This is a genomic window from Polymorphospora sp. NPDC050346 (assembly GCF_040655695.1).
In the GTDB taxonomy this organism is placed as follows: domain Bacteria; phylum Actinomycetota; class Actinomycetes; order Mycobacteriales; family Micromonosporaceae; genus Polymorphospora; species Polymorphospora lycopeni.
Window position 1 is genome coordinate 97,794 of the sequence record NZ_JBFAKM010000015.1, and the last position, 17,217, is coordinate 115,010.

At 68.9% G+C, this 17,217-nt stretch carries 15 protein-coding genes and 1 pseudogene; 11 read left to right on the top strand and 5 right to left on the bottom strand.

Features of this window, described 5'->3' with window-relative positions:
• The first annotated feature begins 54 nt into the window (after positions 1-54).
• Genes AB0I42_RS17735 through AB0I42_RS17750 form a run of 4 tightly spaced genes read left to right on the top strand, consistent with a single transcriptional unit; the run spans position 55 to position 2,317 of the window.
• Complete coding sequence (locus tag AB0I42_RS17735; protein WP_357538604.1) at positions 55-879, top strand: hypothetical protein; 825 nt, start codon at positions 55-57, stop codon at positions 877-879.
• Positions 880-884: 5 nt separating this feature from the next.
• Positions 885-1,280, top strand: a complete 396-nt coding sequence (locus tag AB0I42_RS17740; RefSeq protein WP_357538605.1) for a GntR family transcriptional regulator — start codon at positions 885-887, stop codon at positions 1,278-1,280.
• 1 nt (position 1,281) lies between these two features.
• On the top strand, positions 1,282-1,905 hold the full coding sequence (locus AB0I42_RS17745) for a GPP34 family phosphoprotein (protein WP_357538606.1): 624 nt from the start codon (positions 1,282-1,284) through the stop codon (positions 1,903-1,905).
• Entirely contained in the window at positions 1,895-2,317 is a 423-nt protein-coding gene (locus tag AB0I42_RS17750; RefSeq protein ID WP_357538607.1) for a hypothetical protein, read from the top strand. The genes AB0I42_RS17745 and AB0I42_RS17750 overlap by 11 nt, the downstream gene beginning before the upstream one ends.
• Here AB0I42_RS17750 and AB0I42_RS17755 read toward each other — a convergent pair.
• Positions 2,314-3,054: an alpha/beta hydrolase gene (locus AB0I42_RS17755; protein ID WP_357538608.1), complete on the bottom strand. Its 741-nt coding sequence runs from the start codon at positions 3,052-3,054 to the stop codon at positions 2,314-2,316. The genes AB0I42_RS17750 and AB0I42_RS17755 overlap by 4 nt on opposite strands.
• A gap of 754 nt (positions 3,055-3,808) precedes the next feature.
• On the opposite strand from AB0I42_RS17755, the gene AB0I42_RS17760 reads away from it, so the two are divergent.
• The 4 genes and pseudogenes from AB0I42_RS17760 to AB0I42_RS17775 form a co-directional block, all read left to right on the top strand.
• Complete coding sequence (locus AB0I42_RS17760; RefSeq protein ID WP_357538609.1) at positions 3,809-4,864, top strand: phosphotransferase; 1,056 nt, start codon at positions 3,809-3,811, stop codon at positions 4,862-4,864.
• Between the two features lie 165 nt (positions 4,865-5,029).
• Positions 5,030-5,869 (top strand): helix-turn-helix domain-containing protein, encoded by an 840-nt coding sequence (locus AB0I42_RS17765; RefSeq protein WP_357538610.1) that lies wholly within the window; start codon positions 5,030-5,032, stop codon positions 5,867-5,869.
• Positions 5,870-5,935: 66 nt separating this feature from the next.
• Entirely contained in the window at positions 5,936-6,517 is a 582-nt protein-coding gene (locus AB0I42_RS17770; RefSeq protein WP_357538611.1) for a dihydrofolate reductase family protein, read from the top strand.
• A gap of 227 nt (positions 6,518-6,744) precedes the next feature.
• Positions 6,745-6,822, top strand: a pseudogene (locus tag AB0I42_RS17775) (heat-shock protein HtpX); the annotation flags it as partial.
• A 227-nt stretch (positions 6,823-7,049) separates the two neighbouring features.
• Here AB0I42_RS17775 and AB0I42_RS17780 read toward each other — a convergent pair.
• The gene (locus AB0I42_RS17780) at positions 7,050-7,631 is read right to left on the bottom strand and encodes a TetR/AcrR family transcriptional regulator (protein ID WP_357538612.1); all 582 of its coding nucleotides are present in this window, start codon (positions 7,629-7,631) and stop codon (positions 7,050-7,052) included.
• A 67-nt stretch (positions 7,632-7,698) separates the two neighbouring features.
• On the opposite strand from AB0I42_RS17780, the gene AB0I42_RS17785 reads away from it, so the two are divergent.
• Both AB0I42_RS17785 and AB0I42_RS17790 read left to right on the top strand, forming a co-directional pair.
• Positions 7,699-8,712 carry a hypothetical protein gene (locus AB0I42_RS17785; protein ID WP_357538613.1) on the top strand — a complete coding sequence of 338 codons (1,014 nt, stop codon included), beginning with the start codon at positions 7,699-7,701 and terminating at the stop codon, positions 8,710-8,712.
• A gap of 769 nt (positions 8,713-9,481) precedes the next feature.
• Entirely contained in the window at positions 9,482-13,219 is a 3,738-nt protein-coding gene (locus AB0I42_RS17790; protein WP_357538614.1) for a fibronectin type III domain-containing protein, read from the top strand.
• 323 nt (positions 13,220-13,542) lie between these two features.
• On the opposite strand, the gene AB0I42_RS17795 is transcribed toward AB0I42_RS17790, so the two are convergent.
• Entirely contained in the window at positions 13,543-15,492 is a 1,950-nt protein-coding gene (locus AB0I42_RS17795; protein ID WP_357538615.1) for an Hsp70 family protein, read from the bottom strand.
• 293 nt (positions 15,493-15,785) lie between these two features.
• Between AB0I42_RS17795 and AB0I42_RS17800 the strand changes: the two genes are divergently transcribed.
• Positions 15,786-16,028: a transposase family protein gene (locus AB0I42_RS17800; protein ID WP_357538616.1), complete on the top strand. Its 243-nt coding sequence runs from the start codon at positions 15,786-15,788 to the stop codon at positions 16,026-16,028.
• On the opposite strand, the gene pdxY is transcribed toward AB0I42_RS17800, so the two are convergent.
• Both pdxY and AB0I42_RS17810 read right to left on the bottom strand, forming a co-directional pair.
• Complete coding sequence (gene pdxY, locus AB0I42_RS17805; RefSeq protein WP_357538617.1) at positions 15,983-16,834, bottom strand: pyridoxal kinase PdxY; 852 nt, start codon at positions 16,832-16,834, stop codon at positions 15,983-15,985. The genes AB0I42_RS17800 and pdxY overlap by 46 nt on opposite strands.
• 182 nt (positions 16,835-17,016) lie before the next feature.
• Positions 17,017-17,208, bottom strand: a complete 192-nt coding sequence (locus AB0I42_RS17810; protein ID WP_357538618.1) for a ferredoxin — start codon at positions 17,206-17,208, stop codon at positions 17,017-17,019.
• Positions 17,209-17,217: the final 9 nt, after the last annotated feature.

Below are 17,217 nucleotides of genomic sequence, written 5' to 3' on the forward strand. Positions count from 1 at the left end.
TGTCGCAAAGCTTGACGCACTCTTTTGAGACAAGAGTTGCGACAAGGGGGTGTCATGCCGGAGAGAACCTTGCCGGCTGCTGGCCCGCCGATGCGTCCGGCGGACCTTGACCGGGCCGGCGCGTGGTTGGCCGGGCACGGCCTGGCCGACGTCCGGCCGACACCGTTGCTGGCGACGCGTCTGGCGGTCCGGCGACGTACCCGGCTCGCCGCTTCCGTCCTGCTGGCCGCGTTCATCCTGGCGGTTGCCCTCACCTACGTCGGCGGCATGGTTGACGGGTCCGGGAACCGGCGCTGGTTGCTGCTGGTGTTGACGGCGCTGGTGGTCGGGTTGGTGCTGGCCCAGTGGTTACTGGACTGGTGGGTGCGGCGGGTCGACCGGCGCGCCGGTGCGACGTTGCAGCGACGGGCGGCTCACCCGGTCCGGCTCGGCTGGCGTACCGTGCTCGGCTGGCCGCGTGCCGCGTTCGCGGCCGCCACGTTCGCGGGCGCGACGGCGCTGGCGATCGGCGCCCTGACACTGCGCAACTCCACCGCGAGGTACGCGGCGGTCATCCTGCTCATCGGGCTGTGCGGGCTCGCGGTCGGCATTGTCGTCCAGCTGCGCCATGTTCTGACGCACCCGGTCGTGGCCGACGACGAGGTCTCGCTGACCGCCGATGTCATCATGCGGGTCGAGGACGCCCGGGTCGGCGCCGTGCCGACGTCGGTGTGGTCGGTGTGGTCGCTGCCGGTGGTGTCGGTGTTCAGCACCGCATTCGGGTGGTGGAACGCTGCCTGGATCGTCTTCATCGTCCTGAGCGTCATCGCGCAGGCCCTGATCGAGGCGCGGACCGCGCGGATCGCCATGGTTGCGCGGCACGTCATGAGCGCACCGTGAACCGAATGATCGTCATCGACACGGCCTCGCCCGTCCCGCCGTTTGAGCAGCTGCGTGCTCAGCTCGCCCGGCAGATCCAGGATCACACGCTCGCCGTGGGCGCCCGGCTGCCGACGATCCGTCGTCTGGCCGCAGACCTTGGCTTGGCCGTCAACACCGTCGGCCGAGCCTACCGGGAGCTGGAGGAGGCAGGGTTGATCGAGACTCGCGGATCAGCCGGCTCGTTCGTGTCCGCGGCCGGCGAGAAGGGACGCGAACGGGCGAGTCGCGCCGCCGCCGAATACGCCGCCGTCATCGCCAGCCTCGGCATCGACGCCAACGAGGCCATCCGCATCGTCCAAGCGGCGCTGACCAGGGGCATCGCGGTATCCCCCGCCACACGCGACCCGAAAGAAGCCTGACATGGCCGTACCTCACAGCCTCCCCCAGCGCATCTTCCTGCTGGCCTACAACCCGGACAAGGGCAGGGTCGACCTGGGCACCAACCTGGGGGCCATGCTCCGCGCCGCGGCCCTCGCCGACCTTCTCCGGGGCGGCCACCTCACCGACGAACGCGGCCGCGCCGCCATCGACGTCCGGCACCCCTGCCACGATCCCGTCCTTGGCGCGCTCCTCGAAGAGATCGCCGGCTCCAAGCCACACACATGGCAGTCCTGGATCGGCCACAGGCAGCGCGCCACTGTCCGAGCGACACGCCAGCAGCTCAACGATGGCGGCTGGGTCCACCTCCAACCCCACAAAGTTCTCGGGCTGTTCCCCACCACCAGGGTGACCGTCCGCGACCCCCGCGTCCGCAAGAAACTCCTCGACCGGGTCAACACCGCCCTGCGCAAACCCATCGGCAGCATCGACCCCGCCGACGCCGCACTCGTGGCCATCATCGCCGCCGCCGACCTCAACCTCGTCCTCGACCGTAAGACCAGACGCGCCAACAAACAGCGCATCCAGGAACTCACCAAGCTGAGCGGGCCGATCGGCCCTGCCCTGCATAAATCGATCCAGGCCGCTGCGATCGGTGAGGTTTGAGCAGTGGCAGTGGCACGTCGTGGAGGTCGAGACCAGCTTCCGCCCGACGTGTTGGCCGGTGCGACACCGCGACCGGAGTACGACCCGGTGTGGACCACGCTCAACGAGCGCCCGCTACACGGCACAGGGCCTGTGGGGCCTGGTTGACCAGCGCACGGAACGCCCCTACCACGGCACCGGCAGGGCCGATGCCCGGCTGGTCGAGGTGATCCAGGAGGTCGTCGCGGCGGAGACGAACGCCTCGACCGGCCGGGACCGCCGATGCCCCGGTACCGCCGCGATCGAGGCGGTTGTGCATCTGCTGGCCACCGCCATCGAGAAGGGCCGGGGCCCACCCTCGATGAGCGGCGTGCTGGCCGGCGCCGCCTACCGCCTGCTGCTGACCTGGCGGCGGGCCCCGGCCCGCGGCTAGCGCAGATGCCGGGCGAAGAATCCGGCCGCGTCCTCCCCTGCGAACTGCGGAACGCCGGTATGTCCGCCCATGTTGGCGTGCAGCGACTTCTCCCTGGAGCCGAAGGCGTCGAACAGGTCCAGGGCCGCCTGCCGGTCGTTGCCTTCGTCATCCCACTGCAGCAGGACATGCAGCGGAATGGTGACCTGTCGGGCCTCCTCGAACATGGTGCGAGGCACGAAACTCCCGGCGAAGAAGCCGGCGGCCACAATGCGCGGGTCGACCACCGCAAGCCGGATACCGACGGAGATCACTCCCCCCGAGTACCCGACCGGGCCGCCGATCTCGGGCAGTGACAGGAGGGCATCCAGGGCGGCCTGCGATTCCGGGACCGCCTTGTCGACGAGCGGGAGGATGAGGGCGTCGATGATCTCGTCGCTGACCGGCTCGCCGGCCTCCATCGCCCGGCGCAGGTCGGCGCGGGCCTGCTCGGCGGCGGCCCAACGGGGCCGGTCACCGCTGCCGGGGAGCTCGATGGTGGCCGCAGCGAAGCCCTCCGTCGCGGCGTGCTGTGCCCGAGCGACCAGACGGGGGTACATCTTGTGCAGTCCGAGCGGTGGGTGGCCGAGCAGGATCAGCGGGACCGGCGCGGATGTGGATGCCGATGCGGGCGTCCACAGGATGCCGGGGATCTCGCCGAGGGTGAATTCGCGTTCGAGGACGCCGTCATCGAGGCGCTGCTCAGTAGTGAATCGCATGGTCGTGCCTTTCGGGAGTGCTCGTGAACGGCGCTCCCGGACGACCTATCGCCCGACCGTGACCCCAGAGGGGAGCACCCATGTCGAAACGTTCACGGGTACCACCTCCTCGGTCTCTCGCACGGCTCTCAGAAAATTAGCAGCGGCCGCCGTGGTCCGCCAAACGTGTTTCTGCGCAGGCTCCGGGCCGGGTGTCACGGACAGGCCGCATGCGGTTACGGTGCGATGTGAGCTTACGGATCACGTGCAGCGACGTCGCCCTGGTGTTCCCTTCCCGAGTTGTGCCCGGCCCCGACCGGCGGAGACGGAACCTCGCTGGTTCGGCCAGTGCTTGCTTTACAAGATCAGTCGTACGCGGCTCTACACGACAACCAGTACGCGACACCGGGGAAACCGCAATGCGCATCGGGACGATTGCACACGGAAATGTTCGGACCTACCTTGCGAGCCGCTGGTCACCATCGACGCCACTGGCAACCTTCAACGGACACGACAGTTGTGTCCTGTCCGCTCGAACCCTTCGGAGTCCGGACTTACCTTTCGGGTGTGTCGTGGTCGAGGCACGCCGCCATTTCGGCTTCTCACCCACGGGTACGCTCTCTCCCCGAGGCGTTGAAGATCGTCGAAGGTGGGCTACGTGGTGAGCGGACTGCCGCACGACGGCACGGACATGTCGCACGGGGCACGCGTGGACAGGTACGGTGCCGTGTCCACGGCGTTGGCCCTACTCAGTGATCATCAGCTTGGTCAGCTCGTGGACACGGCCACGGCCATCGGGTCCGGCGTCGGGGGCACCTCGGCGTTACTCGATACCGCTGGCGCACCGGTCTTCGTGAAGCGGATCCCGTTGACCGACCTGGAGCGCGGACCGGACAACGTCATGTCCACCGCGAACCTCTTCGGGGTGGACATGTTCTGCCAATACGGACTCGGCCTGCTGGCCGGCCCCGGCTTCGGTGCCTGGCGGGAACTCGCCGCCAACACCATGACGACGAACTGGGTGCTCACCGGGCAGGGCGAGGCGTTTCCACTGATGTATCACTGGCGCGTGCTGCCCGGGGCGGCGCCGCTGGCCGACGAGCACGCGGACATCGAACGTGCCGTCGCGTACTGGGACGGATCGGCGGCAGTGCGGCGGCGGCTGCACGCGCTCGCCCAGGCGTCGGCGAGCGTGGTGCTGTTCCTGGAATACATCCCGCAGACCCTGCACGACTGGCTGGCCAAGCAGCTTCCCGCCGGCGAGGAAGCCGTCACCGCCGCGTGCGCCATGGTGGAGCGATGCCTGCGCGCCGACATCGCTTTCATGAACGTCAACGGTTTGCTGCACTTCGACGCCCACTTCCGCAACATCCTGACCGACGGCGACCGTCTCTACCTTGCGGATTTCGGCCTGGCCACCTCGGCCCGGTTCGATCTGTCCGCGGACGAGCGTGACTTCGTCGAACAGCACATGAGCTACGACGCGGGCTACGCGATGAAGGAACTGGTCAACTGGATGGTCGCCAACATCGCCGGGGTGCCGGCCCCCGAGACCGGCGGACCCGTCGAACGCTACGACTACGTCCGGCGATGCGCTGCCGGGGACCCACCCGCGAACGTCCCGGTGCCGGCCGCGGCGCTCATCAGCCGCTACGCACCCGTCGCCAGCATCATGAACGACTTCCACTGGAACCTGTTCGGCGAAAGCCGCGCAACGCCATACCCCGCCCAGCAGATCAAACACGCCGTGTCTTCGATTCCCGGCTACGCGACCGCGCAGTCGGCCCGGTCCGGAGACACGCTGGGTGCCAGGGCACAGTTCCGGGCGTGACAGCGCGTCTCGTCGAGTGCCCCATCGCTCATGCAGCACGCGTAGCCCACGCAAATGTCCGCGGCCGGACACTCGTCCGGGATCGGCGCCGGCTCGATGCTGGCGGCAGCGGGGCTGGACCATCCCGGCACGCGATGCCGGCGGGGCGTCGGCGATGCTGTGGGCGTGGAGTACGTGTCCAGAGTGCCGCGACCGCCGCTGGACGGGCTGATCGACGACCTCTACTACCTGGAGGGTGCGTCGCCGTACGCCCGGCTGACGCTGCCGCCGATGCCGGGGGCGCTGCTCATCGTCAACCTCGGGGCGCCGTTCCGCATCCGTGCCGGCACCGACATCGAGACGGCCGAGTACGCCGACGGCTGCGTGGTCACCATGCCCACCCGCGCGTTGGACTTCGGCTACCCGCTCTGGACCAGGTCCGTCGGCGTGCACTTCAAGCCGTGGGGGCTGGCGCCGTTCCTGCCGATGCCCGCGGCCGAGCTGCGCGACCGGCCGGTGACGGTAGAGCAGGTTTGGGGCCGGCCCGCCGTTGCTGAGCTGCGGGACCGGCTGGCCACGGCGGATGGACCGCACGAGATGCTGACGCTGCTCGAGAAGAAGCTGATGCGACGGCTGTGCGAGACCGCCGGCCTGGGGCTGGTCCGCCATACGAGCAGCGTCATCGCGGCGACCCGCGGGGCGGTGGCGATCGGCGACCTGAGGGTGGCAGCCGGTGTCAGCAGCACTCATCTGGCACAGCGGTTCAAGGAGGTCATCGGCGTCACGCCGAAGCGGCTGGCCCGCACCCATCGCTTCGCCGCCACCCTGTTCACGCTCAACCTCGCCGAACCGATCGACTGGGGCGACGTCGCCGGTGGCGCAGGCTACTTCGACCAGGCCCACTTCGGCCACGAGTTCCGGGCGTTCACCGGGTTCACACCGACCCGGTACGTCGAAGTCCGGCGGCGGTTCCTGCGCGAACATCCCGGCCACGTGCTGGACAGCTGGCCGCTTCCGGCTGATTGATTTCTTACAAGAGCAACAGCTCACGACACGCTAATTTGGGGGCACCCCAAAGCAGAGGAGAGCGCCGTGGGCAAGGTGGTCATGTACAGCTCCGTGTCGGTGGACGGCTTCGTCGCGGACGAGAATGACCAGCCCGGGCCGCTGTTCGACTGGTTGTCCAGCGGTGACGTCCCGTTGGACGACAGCGGCGAGGTGAAGGTGTCGCAGACGTCCTACGACCACACCCGGCCGTACTGGGACCAGATCGGAGTCACGATCGTCGGCCGTCACGTCTTCGACATGACGGACGGCTGGGGCGGGAAGCCTCCGGGCGGGATCGACCACGTGGTTGTCGTGACGCACCGGCCGGAGCCCGAGGGCTGGGACCCCGGGGCGCCGTTCCACTTCGTCGACGGCGTCGAGGCAGCCGTGGCCAAGGCGCAGGAGCTTGCGGGTGACCGCATCGTCGAGGTCGCCGCCGGCGACGTCGGTGGCCAGGTGCTTGCCGCGGGCCTGGTCGACGAGGTGCGCATGGACGTCGTACCCGTGGTGTTCGGGTCCGGCAAGCGCTACTTCGGGTCGGTCCACGCGCAGCACCTGTTGGAGGATCCTGACGTGGTGATTCAGGGCAACCGGGTGCTTCACCTGCGCTATCGGGTGCGCCGTTGACCTATGTGAGCGGGTACGCGAACGAGTCCGCTGCGAACAAGATCAGTCCTCCGGCTGTGTTTGCGCATCACTGTCCCTGGTCGGGCGGGCGACGCCGATCCGCCCCAACACCTCACCTGCGGCAAGTTCAACTCAAGATCACGGGTTGCCGGTTTCCGTCGTATCTTGGCCGACCCCCGAGTCGTCGCCGCAGCACCTCATCAACTGATCACCGGAAAAGAAGACCCGTGACCGCCACACCCAGGGTTCTGTTCGTCTGCGTCCACAACGCCGGTCGTTCCCAGATGGCCGCCGGCCGGCTGCGCACCTCGAACAACCGTCCGCCCGCGCGGTCGGGCAGCGGTGAAAGCCGCGACGGAACACGGTCCAGCACCCCCGCCGGCGTGGACGCCACCGACGCATCACCTCGGACGTGCCGGGCGTACCCGAGCACGGCGGTAGCAGAAGCAGGGCGCAGCCGAGGTCTCCCGCCACTCTGCGGCCTCGCCGGCGGGACCGGGATCAACGGCTGTGCCGAATCTGGGATGGGCCCTTAGCCGCGGCCGCGTACCAGGGGGAGAAACACCTCGTCCACAATCTCGACTAGTACCTCGTCGGGGACCGAGGGGATACCGCGCATCGCGTACTCGGCGCGTAGCAGCATTATCGGGGTCGTCGCCACCCGGTGATGGGCGGCCGCCGCCGGCGCCTCGCCCCGGGCTGCGGCCCGTTCAAGCATCCCGAGCCAAGCGCGGTCCACGGTGTCTGCGCCGGACCGTTCGCGCATAAGGGTGAGTAGCTCCGGGTCGTCGGCCGCGGCGGCGAGCAGACCGCGCAAGACTGCTCCGTGCGGCGACGACCACGTCTCGTTGGCCTGTCGAAGCATCTCGAGTGCGTCACCTCGCAGGGTGCCCGTGTCGGGGTTCGGCATAGCGGCGTCGGACAGGTGGCGATACGCCGCAATGCCCAGGGCAGCCCGATGCGGCCATCGGCGATAGATGGCATTTTTGTTGGTCCCGGCGCGGGCGGCGACCCGGTCCATGGTCATTCCCGCGTATCCGGACTCGCGTAGTTCGTCCGCTGCGGCGTGCAGGATCGCCCGTTCCAACTCCTCGCCCCGGCGCCTCGTCTTCACGCCTTGTAGGGTACTGGACGTACCCTATAGGGTACGCGGCGTACCGTAAGAGGGAGAGGAACTCTTGATGCGCGTCTTTGGCATGAACTACGACACCGGCTTCGTGAGCGCCGGATCTACCACTCACGAGCCGTTCGACCCCGACACTGTACGGAGCGACCTGCGTGTCATCCGCGACGAGCTGCACTGCGACGCGGTGCGTGTCACCGGCGGTGTTCAAGACCGGCTGGAGCTTGCGGGCCGGCTGGCGGCCGAGGCCGGGCTCGAGGTGTGGTACTGCCCGTTCACCAACGGCCTGGACCGCGACGGGCTCATGGCGTTCGTGCTCGACGGTGCCGAGCGGGCCGAACGGCTGCGGCGCGGCGGCGCCTCGGTCGTGTATCTCACCGGTTCTGAGATATCGGTGTTCACCGACGGTTTCCTGCCCGGCCGTGACCTGGAGGAACGGATGGCGCTGTTCACCGATCCGATGCGGATGAGGAAGGCAGTCCCGGCTGCCCGGGCCGCCGTGCGCGACTTCCTCGCCGAAGCGGTACCCGCAGTGCGCGATCGGTTCGGTGGCCTGGTCGGATACGCCTCGATCCCGCTCGAGGACGTCGACTGGGCGCCGTTCGACATCATCGCCAGCGACGCGGGCTACCGCGACGCGACCAATTCCACGGCGTTTCCACAGACCCTGGCGGCGGCGGTGGGGCAAGGCAAGCCGTACGCCGCGACCGAGTTCGGCTGCTGCACATTCCGGGGCGCGGCCGACGTGGCCGGCGGGGCAGAACCGGTGACGTACGACGAGCACGGCCGTGCTGTGAAGCTGACTGCGGAACTGGAGCGCGACGAGGAAGGGCAAGCGCGCTACATCGTCGACCTGCTGCGCGATTACGAGGCCGGCGGAGTGGAGGCGGCGTTCGTGTACACCTTCGCGAATCGGCACCTACCGACCACCGGCGATCCTGAGCACGACTATGACTTGGCTGCACGGGGCATTGTGCGAGTACTGCCGGACGGCTCATGGACACCCAAGGTCGCTTTCCATGCCCTCGCCGACTACGGTCGTTCCCGCACGCTGAGCCGGCCTGCCTCTTAGCATGAACGCCACCTCATCGCGCTGGTTACGCAGCTGGCAGATCTGTTCAGAGATCCTCTCGATCCGGCCGGCGACCGTGCCGTGGTGCCGATCGACCGGCGGCCGAAGCCGACCGTTGAGCAGTACGACGAGCTGTTGACCTGGCCGGGCCGCACAACTGACCGCCCCCGCCGGTCCACCAGGAGCGCGTCCCAGCGTTTCGCACCCACTCCCCCTGCGCCGCACAAACGGCCTTGCGGCTACAAGCAGGCATAGATTAACGCCACCACCACCGATCATCACTTCATGTAATCGCACGCCTACCTAGAGAGGTCGTGTGGGCGACTCCCGCAAGTCCACCTCCGACGGCGCCGGCGGCACGCGCTCTTCGGCCTGACCCGCGACACCGGAGTCGACGCGAGCGCAGAGAGTCCGGAGCCGGGCGACATCTCTAGACGCTGTACCCGTCGCGGATGGGCGCGTCCCGTGTTTCGCCCGGTCCGGTACCAGGCGGGCTTGTCCGAGAGCTTTCCGCCGCCGCGGGAGTTGTCGACCGGATGCCCGCGAATCCGCTTTCTCGTTGCCGCACTGTACGACTGTTGTTCACCCTCCGGTGCCGCCTACTGTGCGGTAGGGCCGCGATGGTGTGGGGCGACGTGCCCGCTGACCTGGCTTGTCGGCGGATGCACGCTGACGAGTGCGAGGCACTCGTTACCGTGCAAGGGAGATTCGAACCGTGCCTGCCCCTCGATCGAAGCGCCATCTAGGAACATGGGGGGCAGCCATTTCGATGGCGGTTGCCCTCTCCGCGGCGGCGCTCGTTGTCCGGCCCCATGCCGCTGCGGCCGAGAGCCCACTTCCCGCGACCGACATCCCGTCGCAGATCTCGATGCTGTACGGCCCGGAGGGGTCCGGGCCGGTGTCGATGCGATTCGCGTGGGTGACCGACCCGGACATCACCAAGTCGGTGTTGGAATACGCGACGAAGGCGTCGTACGACGCGACCGGCAAGCTCGACCAGCGTGTCGAGGGCCGCTGGGAGCGTACCGACATCAACGTGACCACCAGCCAGCCGATCAACGGCCACAAGGTCGAGGTCGAGGGCCTGACCCCGGGCACGGAATACGTCTACCGGGTCGGCGACGGCGGCTCGCTGGTCAGCGAGGTCGCGTCGTTCACCACGCGTGAGACGAAGGTCGAGGAGTTCTCCTTCCACTGGTACACCGACACGCAGATGAACGACTACGAGGGCTATGTGCAGACCATGGTCCCGGCGATGGATCGGGCCTTTGCCGAAGTGCCCGACCCGGCGTTCATGCTGTTCACCGGTGACCAGGTCAACAACAGCTACAAGTCCGAGCAGTGGGACGGCTTCTTCAAGGCGCTGGAGCCCCGGACGGCGAGCATCCCGACATACTTCACGGTCGGCAACCACGAGTACGAGGGCAACCCCGGCGATGGCTACCTCGACTGGGAGTCGCCCGACCCGTACTTCACCAATTTCGCGGCCCGTACCAACATCCCCACGAACGGCCCGGCCTACTTCGGTGCCGCCGACGGCCGGCCGACCGCCGTCGGCGAGGCGGCCAAGACGCTGCGTAACACCGCCTACTACTTCGAGCACGGCGATGCCCTGTTCGTGGTGCTCAACCACTTCGACCAGCTCAAGCTGTCCGAGCTGCGGCCGCAACTGGACTGGCTGAAGACGGTCGTGCAGGCGTCGGACGCGAAGTGGAAGATCGCGGCCTACCACCACGGCCCCTACCTGGGCCGGCGTAACCACCCGTCGAACTATCTGGAGATCACCAAGGCGTTCGATCAGGCCGGGATCGATCTGTCGATCTCCGGGCACGACGGCATGTACCTGCGTTCCCACCCGCTGAAGGACGACCTGGTCGTCGGGGAGGGCAAGGGTACGACGTACGTCACCGGTGCCGCGGCCGGCGACGGGCAGGGCTACACGTGGAACCCGCAGATCGCGGGTGACTACACCGCGATCCACAAGGACAACCAGGAAGCCAGCTACCAGACGGTTTCGGTGTCGGCGGAGCACATCGCGATCACCTCCACCAGCCGCGACCCCGGGACCGGCCTCTACAGCGTCAACGACACCTTCGAGATCACCCAGTCTCTGCCCTCGTCGCTGGAGGACTGGGTACCGCCGGCCTCTCCCGAGCCCGTGCTCGACAAGGACTTCCCGCCCCTGGTCGAGGGCACCTACCAGATCAGCACACCCGAGCAGTTGCGGTACGTGAGCAACAACCTCGGCGACGGATTCGGGCAGCTCCCGCTCGACGGTCGCTACGCGTTGACCGAGGACATCGATCTGCGACACCTGCGCGGGTTCCGCCCGCTTGGTCTACCGGCCGTGAACGCCAAGGAGGCCGGCCCGGGCTTCACCGGAACCTTCGACGGTTCGGGTCACTCGATCACCGGCCTCAACCTCGGGTACGACCAGGGCTGGGAGCTCGACGGCAAGCCCTCGCCCAGCGGGTTCGTGGGTCGCCTCGGCGCGGGCGGCGTGGTCCGCAACCTGGGCCTCGTCGACGTCGACCTCCGCGACACCGAGGGTCCGGTCGGCGGCGTCGCCGGCGTGGTCACGGGCGGCACCCTGGACCGGGTGTTCGTCGCCGGCAGCGTCGACGGCGCCCAGGACACCGCGGGCGGCCTGATCGGCGTACTCGACGGTGGCTCCGTGACCGACTCGTACGCGACGGTGAACCTGAACGGCAAGGCCACCACGGCAGGCCTGGTCGGTGAGATCACCGGTGCGTCGACCGTCGAGCGCAGTCTCGCGGTCGGCGCGGTGATCACCACCGGGAACGCCGGCGGCGCGGTCGGCGACGTACGGTCCGCCGATGCCGTGCTCGGCGGCATCGTCGCGGCGAACCGTGCCGTCACCGGGTCGACGGCCGGCAAGCTGTTCGCCACCGCGGTCGCGCAGGCGAGTGTGGCCGGCAACGTCGGGTGGGCCGACGTGCCGCTGACCGGCACGAACGCCGAGCAGCGCGGCATCAGGGAGCTCACCCAGGGCGAACTGACCGTCCAGGACACCTACCAGGGTCTTGGCTGGGACTTCGAGAGGATCTGGGCCTGGCAACCGGCCACCAGCTCTGCCGTCGCCTACCCGTATCTCGCCGGCCTGTCCGGCCAGGTCAACACACTGCCCTTCACCAGCAAGGCGACACTGGCGGGTCTGCTGGCCACCGTGACGGGAGAGAACGCCCCGAACCCGGCCGGCTATACGCCGTACAGCTTGCGGTTCCTGACGGCGGCCATCGACACCGCCGGCGTCGTGATGAACGACCCGTATGTTTCGCAGACCAAGGTCGACGCGGCCGTCACCGACCTCACCACGGCCATCAGGTTCCTCAACCCGCTCGTGGCGCAGAAGCAGTTCCGGGCCGCGAGCATTGCGGAACTCCGCTTCCGCATCGCCGAGATCGGCAGCGGCGAGAACACGATCTGGATCACCGAGGACATCGTCGCCGACGACAAAGGCGGGGCGATCCAGGTCGACGCCGGCAAGATCCGCCTTTCGGCCGACGAACCGACCACGCTCACCGCGACGGGCAACGTCTACTTCAACCTGGACGGCGCCGAGCTGACGATCGGTCCGAAGCTGACGATCGTGCAGAGCGTCGACAGCACCGCGCTGGCGGCGTTCTTCATGCTGCGCAACAACGCTCACCTGGCGGTCCAGGACGCGACGATCCGGTCGGACGTCACGATGTCGGGCTCGCAGGGCGTCATCGTCATCGAGGGCTCCAGCCCGACCGTCACGATCGACCGTTCCACCGTCAGCGGCAAGGGCGCACGCACCACCTACGCCTACAACGCGGGGCCGCTGTTCACGATCACCGACAGCACGGTCACCAACACCAACACCGCGCTCTACCGTGGTGACTACGTGCTGAACGGCACCACGGCGGTCACCGGCAGTACCGGTGGCGGTGCGACGATCCACGACTTCCGCGGCAGCGAGGTCGCCGGGACCGTCGCCGACATGGTCGCCACGCTCACCAAGGCCGGCACCGGGCCCGCGGCGACCGACCCGACGTACACGATCACCTACGTCGTGACCGAGCCCGGCGCCGCGGCGCCGGTCGACCTCCAGGGCGCCGTCGCCTACACCGAGCCGATCGCCCTTCCCGAAGGAGGCACCGTCTGGGCCGCCCTGACCCACGCCGGCCACCACGGCATCGTCAATTCCATCGTCGTCGAGGCCCCCACGGGCCCAGTCGACCCGTCGCCGGACTGCCGTACGGCCCAGGCGAAGGCCAACACGGCGGCAAAGGCCGTGGACAAGGCTGAGAAGGACGTCCAGAAAGCCCAGACGAAGCTCCAGGACGCCGAGGTCAAGTTCGAGAAGAGCCTGGCGGGCGGCAAACCGGCCCAAGCCATCAAGCAGGACGAGGCGAAGGTCGCCAAGGCCAAGGTCCAGCTCGAGGAAGCCAAGGCCACGCTGGTGACGGCCGAGTCGGCCCATACGGCCGCTCTCGCTCAAGTGGCCGCTGCCTGTCGATAACACGCACCGCAGCGACGCAGGACTCGGGGCCGCCTACGCCAACCCGCTGGGCGGCCCCGGCTGGCAGGACCAACTGCGGGCCCAGGCGGCACAACGCGCACAGCTGCGGGCCGCCCGGGCGACAGCCGCCGTACGCAGGGTCGTTGCCCCGGCCGCCTGATACTCGATCTGAACGACTGTGGCCCGACGCTCGGTGTCGGGCACAGCCGGTTCCCGTCATCGAACTCCTCGTAGCGGGATGCTTTGTCCAAAGCCGTTCAGCGCATTGAGAGCGGCCCGCTGCTCCCGATCTGCTCCCCCGATTCCGCCTGGACCGATGTCGGTCAGGACGGGCCAGGGCCTGCCGCGGCGCGGTAATGGACCAGGGCCTGCGCGATGTGGGGCAGGTCGGCGGCGAGCCGTTGGCTCAAACGGTCGAGGTCGTCGATGACCAGGGCGTCCAGGTCGGGGCGCCACCGAGGGTCTCGTGCGAGGTCGTCGGTCAGCGGTGACTGGGGCAGCGGTACGGCTATCAGGGCAGGCGGTCGTCCCGGTGTGAGGTGTACGAGTTCGACCCGTGCCAGGTCGGTCCACAGCAGGTCATACCGGTACCGGGCATCCGGCTGGTAGGTGATCCCATCGGCGTGGACCACCAAGCGCGGGTAGGTCCGCAGGCCGACGACCAGCAGGCCGATCGCGACCAATGTCAGGAGCAAACCCGTGCCCAGCACGATGCTGCCCGCCGCGAGCAGGCCGTTGTCGCCGTCGGAGTCCAAGCTGTTCATCCCGAGCAGCGTCAGGCCGGCTGCCGCGACGACGCCGGCGGGCACGGCCGCAATCGTGCCCAGGGTGCTGGCGGTGGACCGGGACCGGGCGAATCCAGCTCCCTCGCGCGGCCGCCAGGTCACGGCGCGACGGACCAACATGACGGTGCCGGCCACGCCGGCGAGCGTCAGCAGCCGGGTGACCCAGGTGATGAGGGAGGCGGCGGTCAGCAAGGTGGTCAGCACGGCCAGCATGGCCCAGACCATCGGCGGCACCGACGATGCCCGCCGCGTGCCCAAAGGCCGGTTCGGAGGCGGCGCGGCTGGAGGGTGCACGGCGGCCGGCGCGGGGCCGGGAGCGGCGGGCCAGCCGGATCCGAGCGGCAGGTCCGGCGAGCCCCAGCCGGTCGTCGGCACCGGTACCGGCGGAACCGCTGCCGGCGCCATGCCGGGCGCGACTGACGCGACCTGCGGGCTCGGCAGCCTGGGCGGCACAGCGTCCGCTGTGGACCATTCGGTGTGGGCGACGTGCAGAGCGCCCTCCGCGACTACCAGTTCGGGCTGTTCGAGGACGGTCGGTGCCACGCCGGTAGCGTGGTGCAGCGTGGTCGCGGCGAGCGGGACCCGGGATGCGCCACCGACCAGGAACACGCCAGCGAGGTTGCCTGCGGTGGCGCCTGACCGGGCCATCACCTGCCTGGTCAACACCGCCGCCCGCTCCAGATGCGGGCGGGCCGCCGCCTCGAACTCCTCTCGTCCCACTGGCACCTCGCGCTCGACCAGAGGTACATGCAGCCCGGCGCTGGACTGGCGGGAGAGCATCTCCTTGGCGTTACGCGCGTCGTCCCACAGCGTGCGGAAGTGCCGCTGGTCGGCCGGGCCGGACGGCGCCGTGAGCCGCTGCCACGCCGCCGGGTCGACATCTTCGATGACGGCACCGACCCGCGCGACCACCAGCGCGTCCAGGTCCAGGCCACCGAAGTCGGCCATGCCATCGACGTCGCAGACCTCGAAGCCGGTTCCGGTACGGCGTACGACGCCGACGTCGAAAGTGCCCGCACCAAGGTCGTACACCACGAGCAGATGCCCGGGACGGACCGCGTGCCCCAGCACGGCGGTGAAGTATCCGGCCGCCGCCACCGGCTCCGGCACCAGCGTCGGAGCGGGAAGGCCGGCACGGGTGGCAGCGCCCACCAGTACGTCACGGCGCACCGCCCCCCATCCGGCCGGATAGGTCATCGTGACCCGGGCCGGCGGGAGGCCACAGGCCCGAGCCGCCTCGACCGCCACCCGAGCCAGCGTGGCCGCGACCGCTTCTACGAGCGGCACCGACCGGTCGCCCAACAGCAGAACACCCTCATCGACGTGGCGCTTCGGATACGGCGCGAACCGCGCCGGGTCGAGCCGGGCGCTGTGCACCGCGTCCCGACCAGCGACCAGATCCCCGTCCGAGCCCAGAAACAGCGCGGAGGGCAACAGGGGCGATCCGTCGAACAACAGCGGGCGGCACCGGCCATCCGGCCAACGCACCACCGCAACGGTATGCGACGTGCCGTAGTCGATTCCCAGGTGATGTCCCGACACCGCGCCAAGTCTAACGACCTTGTGCGTAGTAGGGCGTTGGGCGCCGGTCGGTCGATGTGGTCGATGATCTGCGGGTGGCGGTCCGTTGGGCGCGTCGTGTCCTCAGCCATCCCGCGTTCACCGGGATCTCCGGTCGCCACCTGAACCTGCTGCGGTTGGAGTTGTATCCGTTGTGGATTGCCGGGCATGAGGGCCGGTTGCACGTCCGACGCGGTGGGCGCAGACAGCATGAGGCAGGTGTGGGCCGACTGCCGGTGTTGGCCTTCGTCGACCGGCTGGTGGTGACGCTGGCCCACCTGCGTCTCGGCACCCCGCACGAGGCCCTGGCGGTGGCGTTCGGGGTGGACCGGATGTCGGTGAACATCTCGCCGACATCGCCACCCGCAGCCACCCTCGACACCGCCGGCTCCCGACGGCGCTCGGACGCGGACCGGGCTCAGCGCACCTGTTCGGCGGAGAACTGCATCCGCGGCGCAGCGTAGAACTCCTGAGCCTGCACCAGACGGAGTTCGCGGTCGCCGGACCGGTAGGTGGTCTCGATCAGATCAAACACGCTGGAGGCCGTACGTTCCAGCGACACCGCCGCATCCTTGGTCGCGACGTAGTGGGCGGTGAACAGGGCGGCGGTCACGTCACCGGACCCGTTCGCCTTGAACGGCAGGTGCGGGGTGGTGACGAGCCAGGCGCCGGCGCCGTCCACGACGAGCATCTCGATCGTGCCCTCCTCCCGGTCCGGGCGCTCCACGCTCGTGACCAGCACGGTCGAGGGACCCATGGCCCGGGCGAGGTCGGCCGAGGCGAGGGTCGACTCGATGCTCGCCGGCTCGGTGCCGGTCAGAAATCCCAGCTCGAACTGGTTGGGAGTGATGATGTCGGCCACCGGCACGACGCGGTCCCGCAGCAGGTGGGGAATCTCCGGCGCGGTGAAGCATCCCGACCTGGCGTTGCCCATGACCGGATCGCACGCATAGACGGCCGAGGGGTTCGCGGCCTTCACCCGGCGTACGACGTCAACGATGACGTCACCGATGCCCACGCTGCCCTGGTACCCGGACAGCACGACGTCGACCTGCGGGAACACTCCGCGCTCCTCCACACCGAGGAGAATCTCGGCCACATCCGGTGGTGGGATGAGTGGCCCTCGCCACGCACCGTAGCCCGTGTGGTTGGAGAAGTTCACCGTAGGAACCGGGACGACCTCGACACCGATACGCTGCAGCGGGAAGACGGCCGCGGAGTTCCCCACATGGCCGTGGGCGACCGCTGACTGGATGGACAGAACCTTCATCCCCCCAGCTTAGGGCCCCTCCCAGATGGTGATTGCTGGCCTGGCTTGCCATCCTCTTTGCAGAGCGGTTCGGTAAGCGCCGTAGGTGTCACGGACGGCACCCGGGCCCTGGATCCAGCGGCGAGCGGGAAGCGCCCTCGGAACGTACGGCCCGATCGGGGCTCAGCGCCGCCCGGTTTCGTTCACGTCGTCGTGATCGCTTGTACCGGGCAACGGCTCGCCGCCTCTGCGACGGCGGCCTGTAACCCGGCGGGCGGCTGGTCGCTCAGCAGCACGACCCTGCCGGTGAGATCATCCTGGTCGAAGATTTCAGGCAGCGTGAGCGCGCACTGCCCGGACCCGACGCAGTCTTCGCTGTTGACCGTTACTCGCACGTGTCCCTC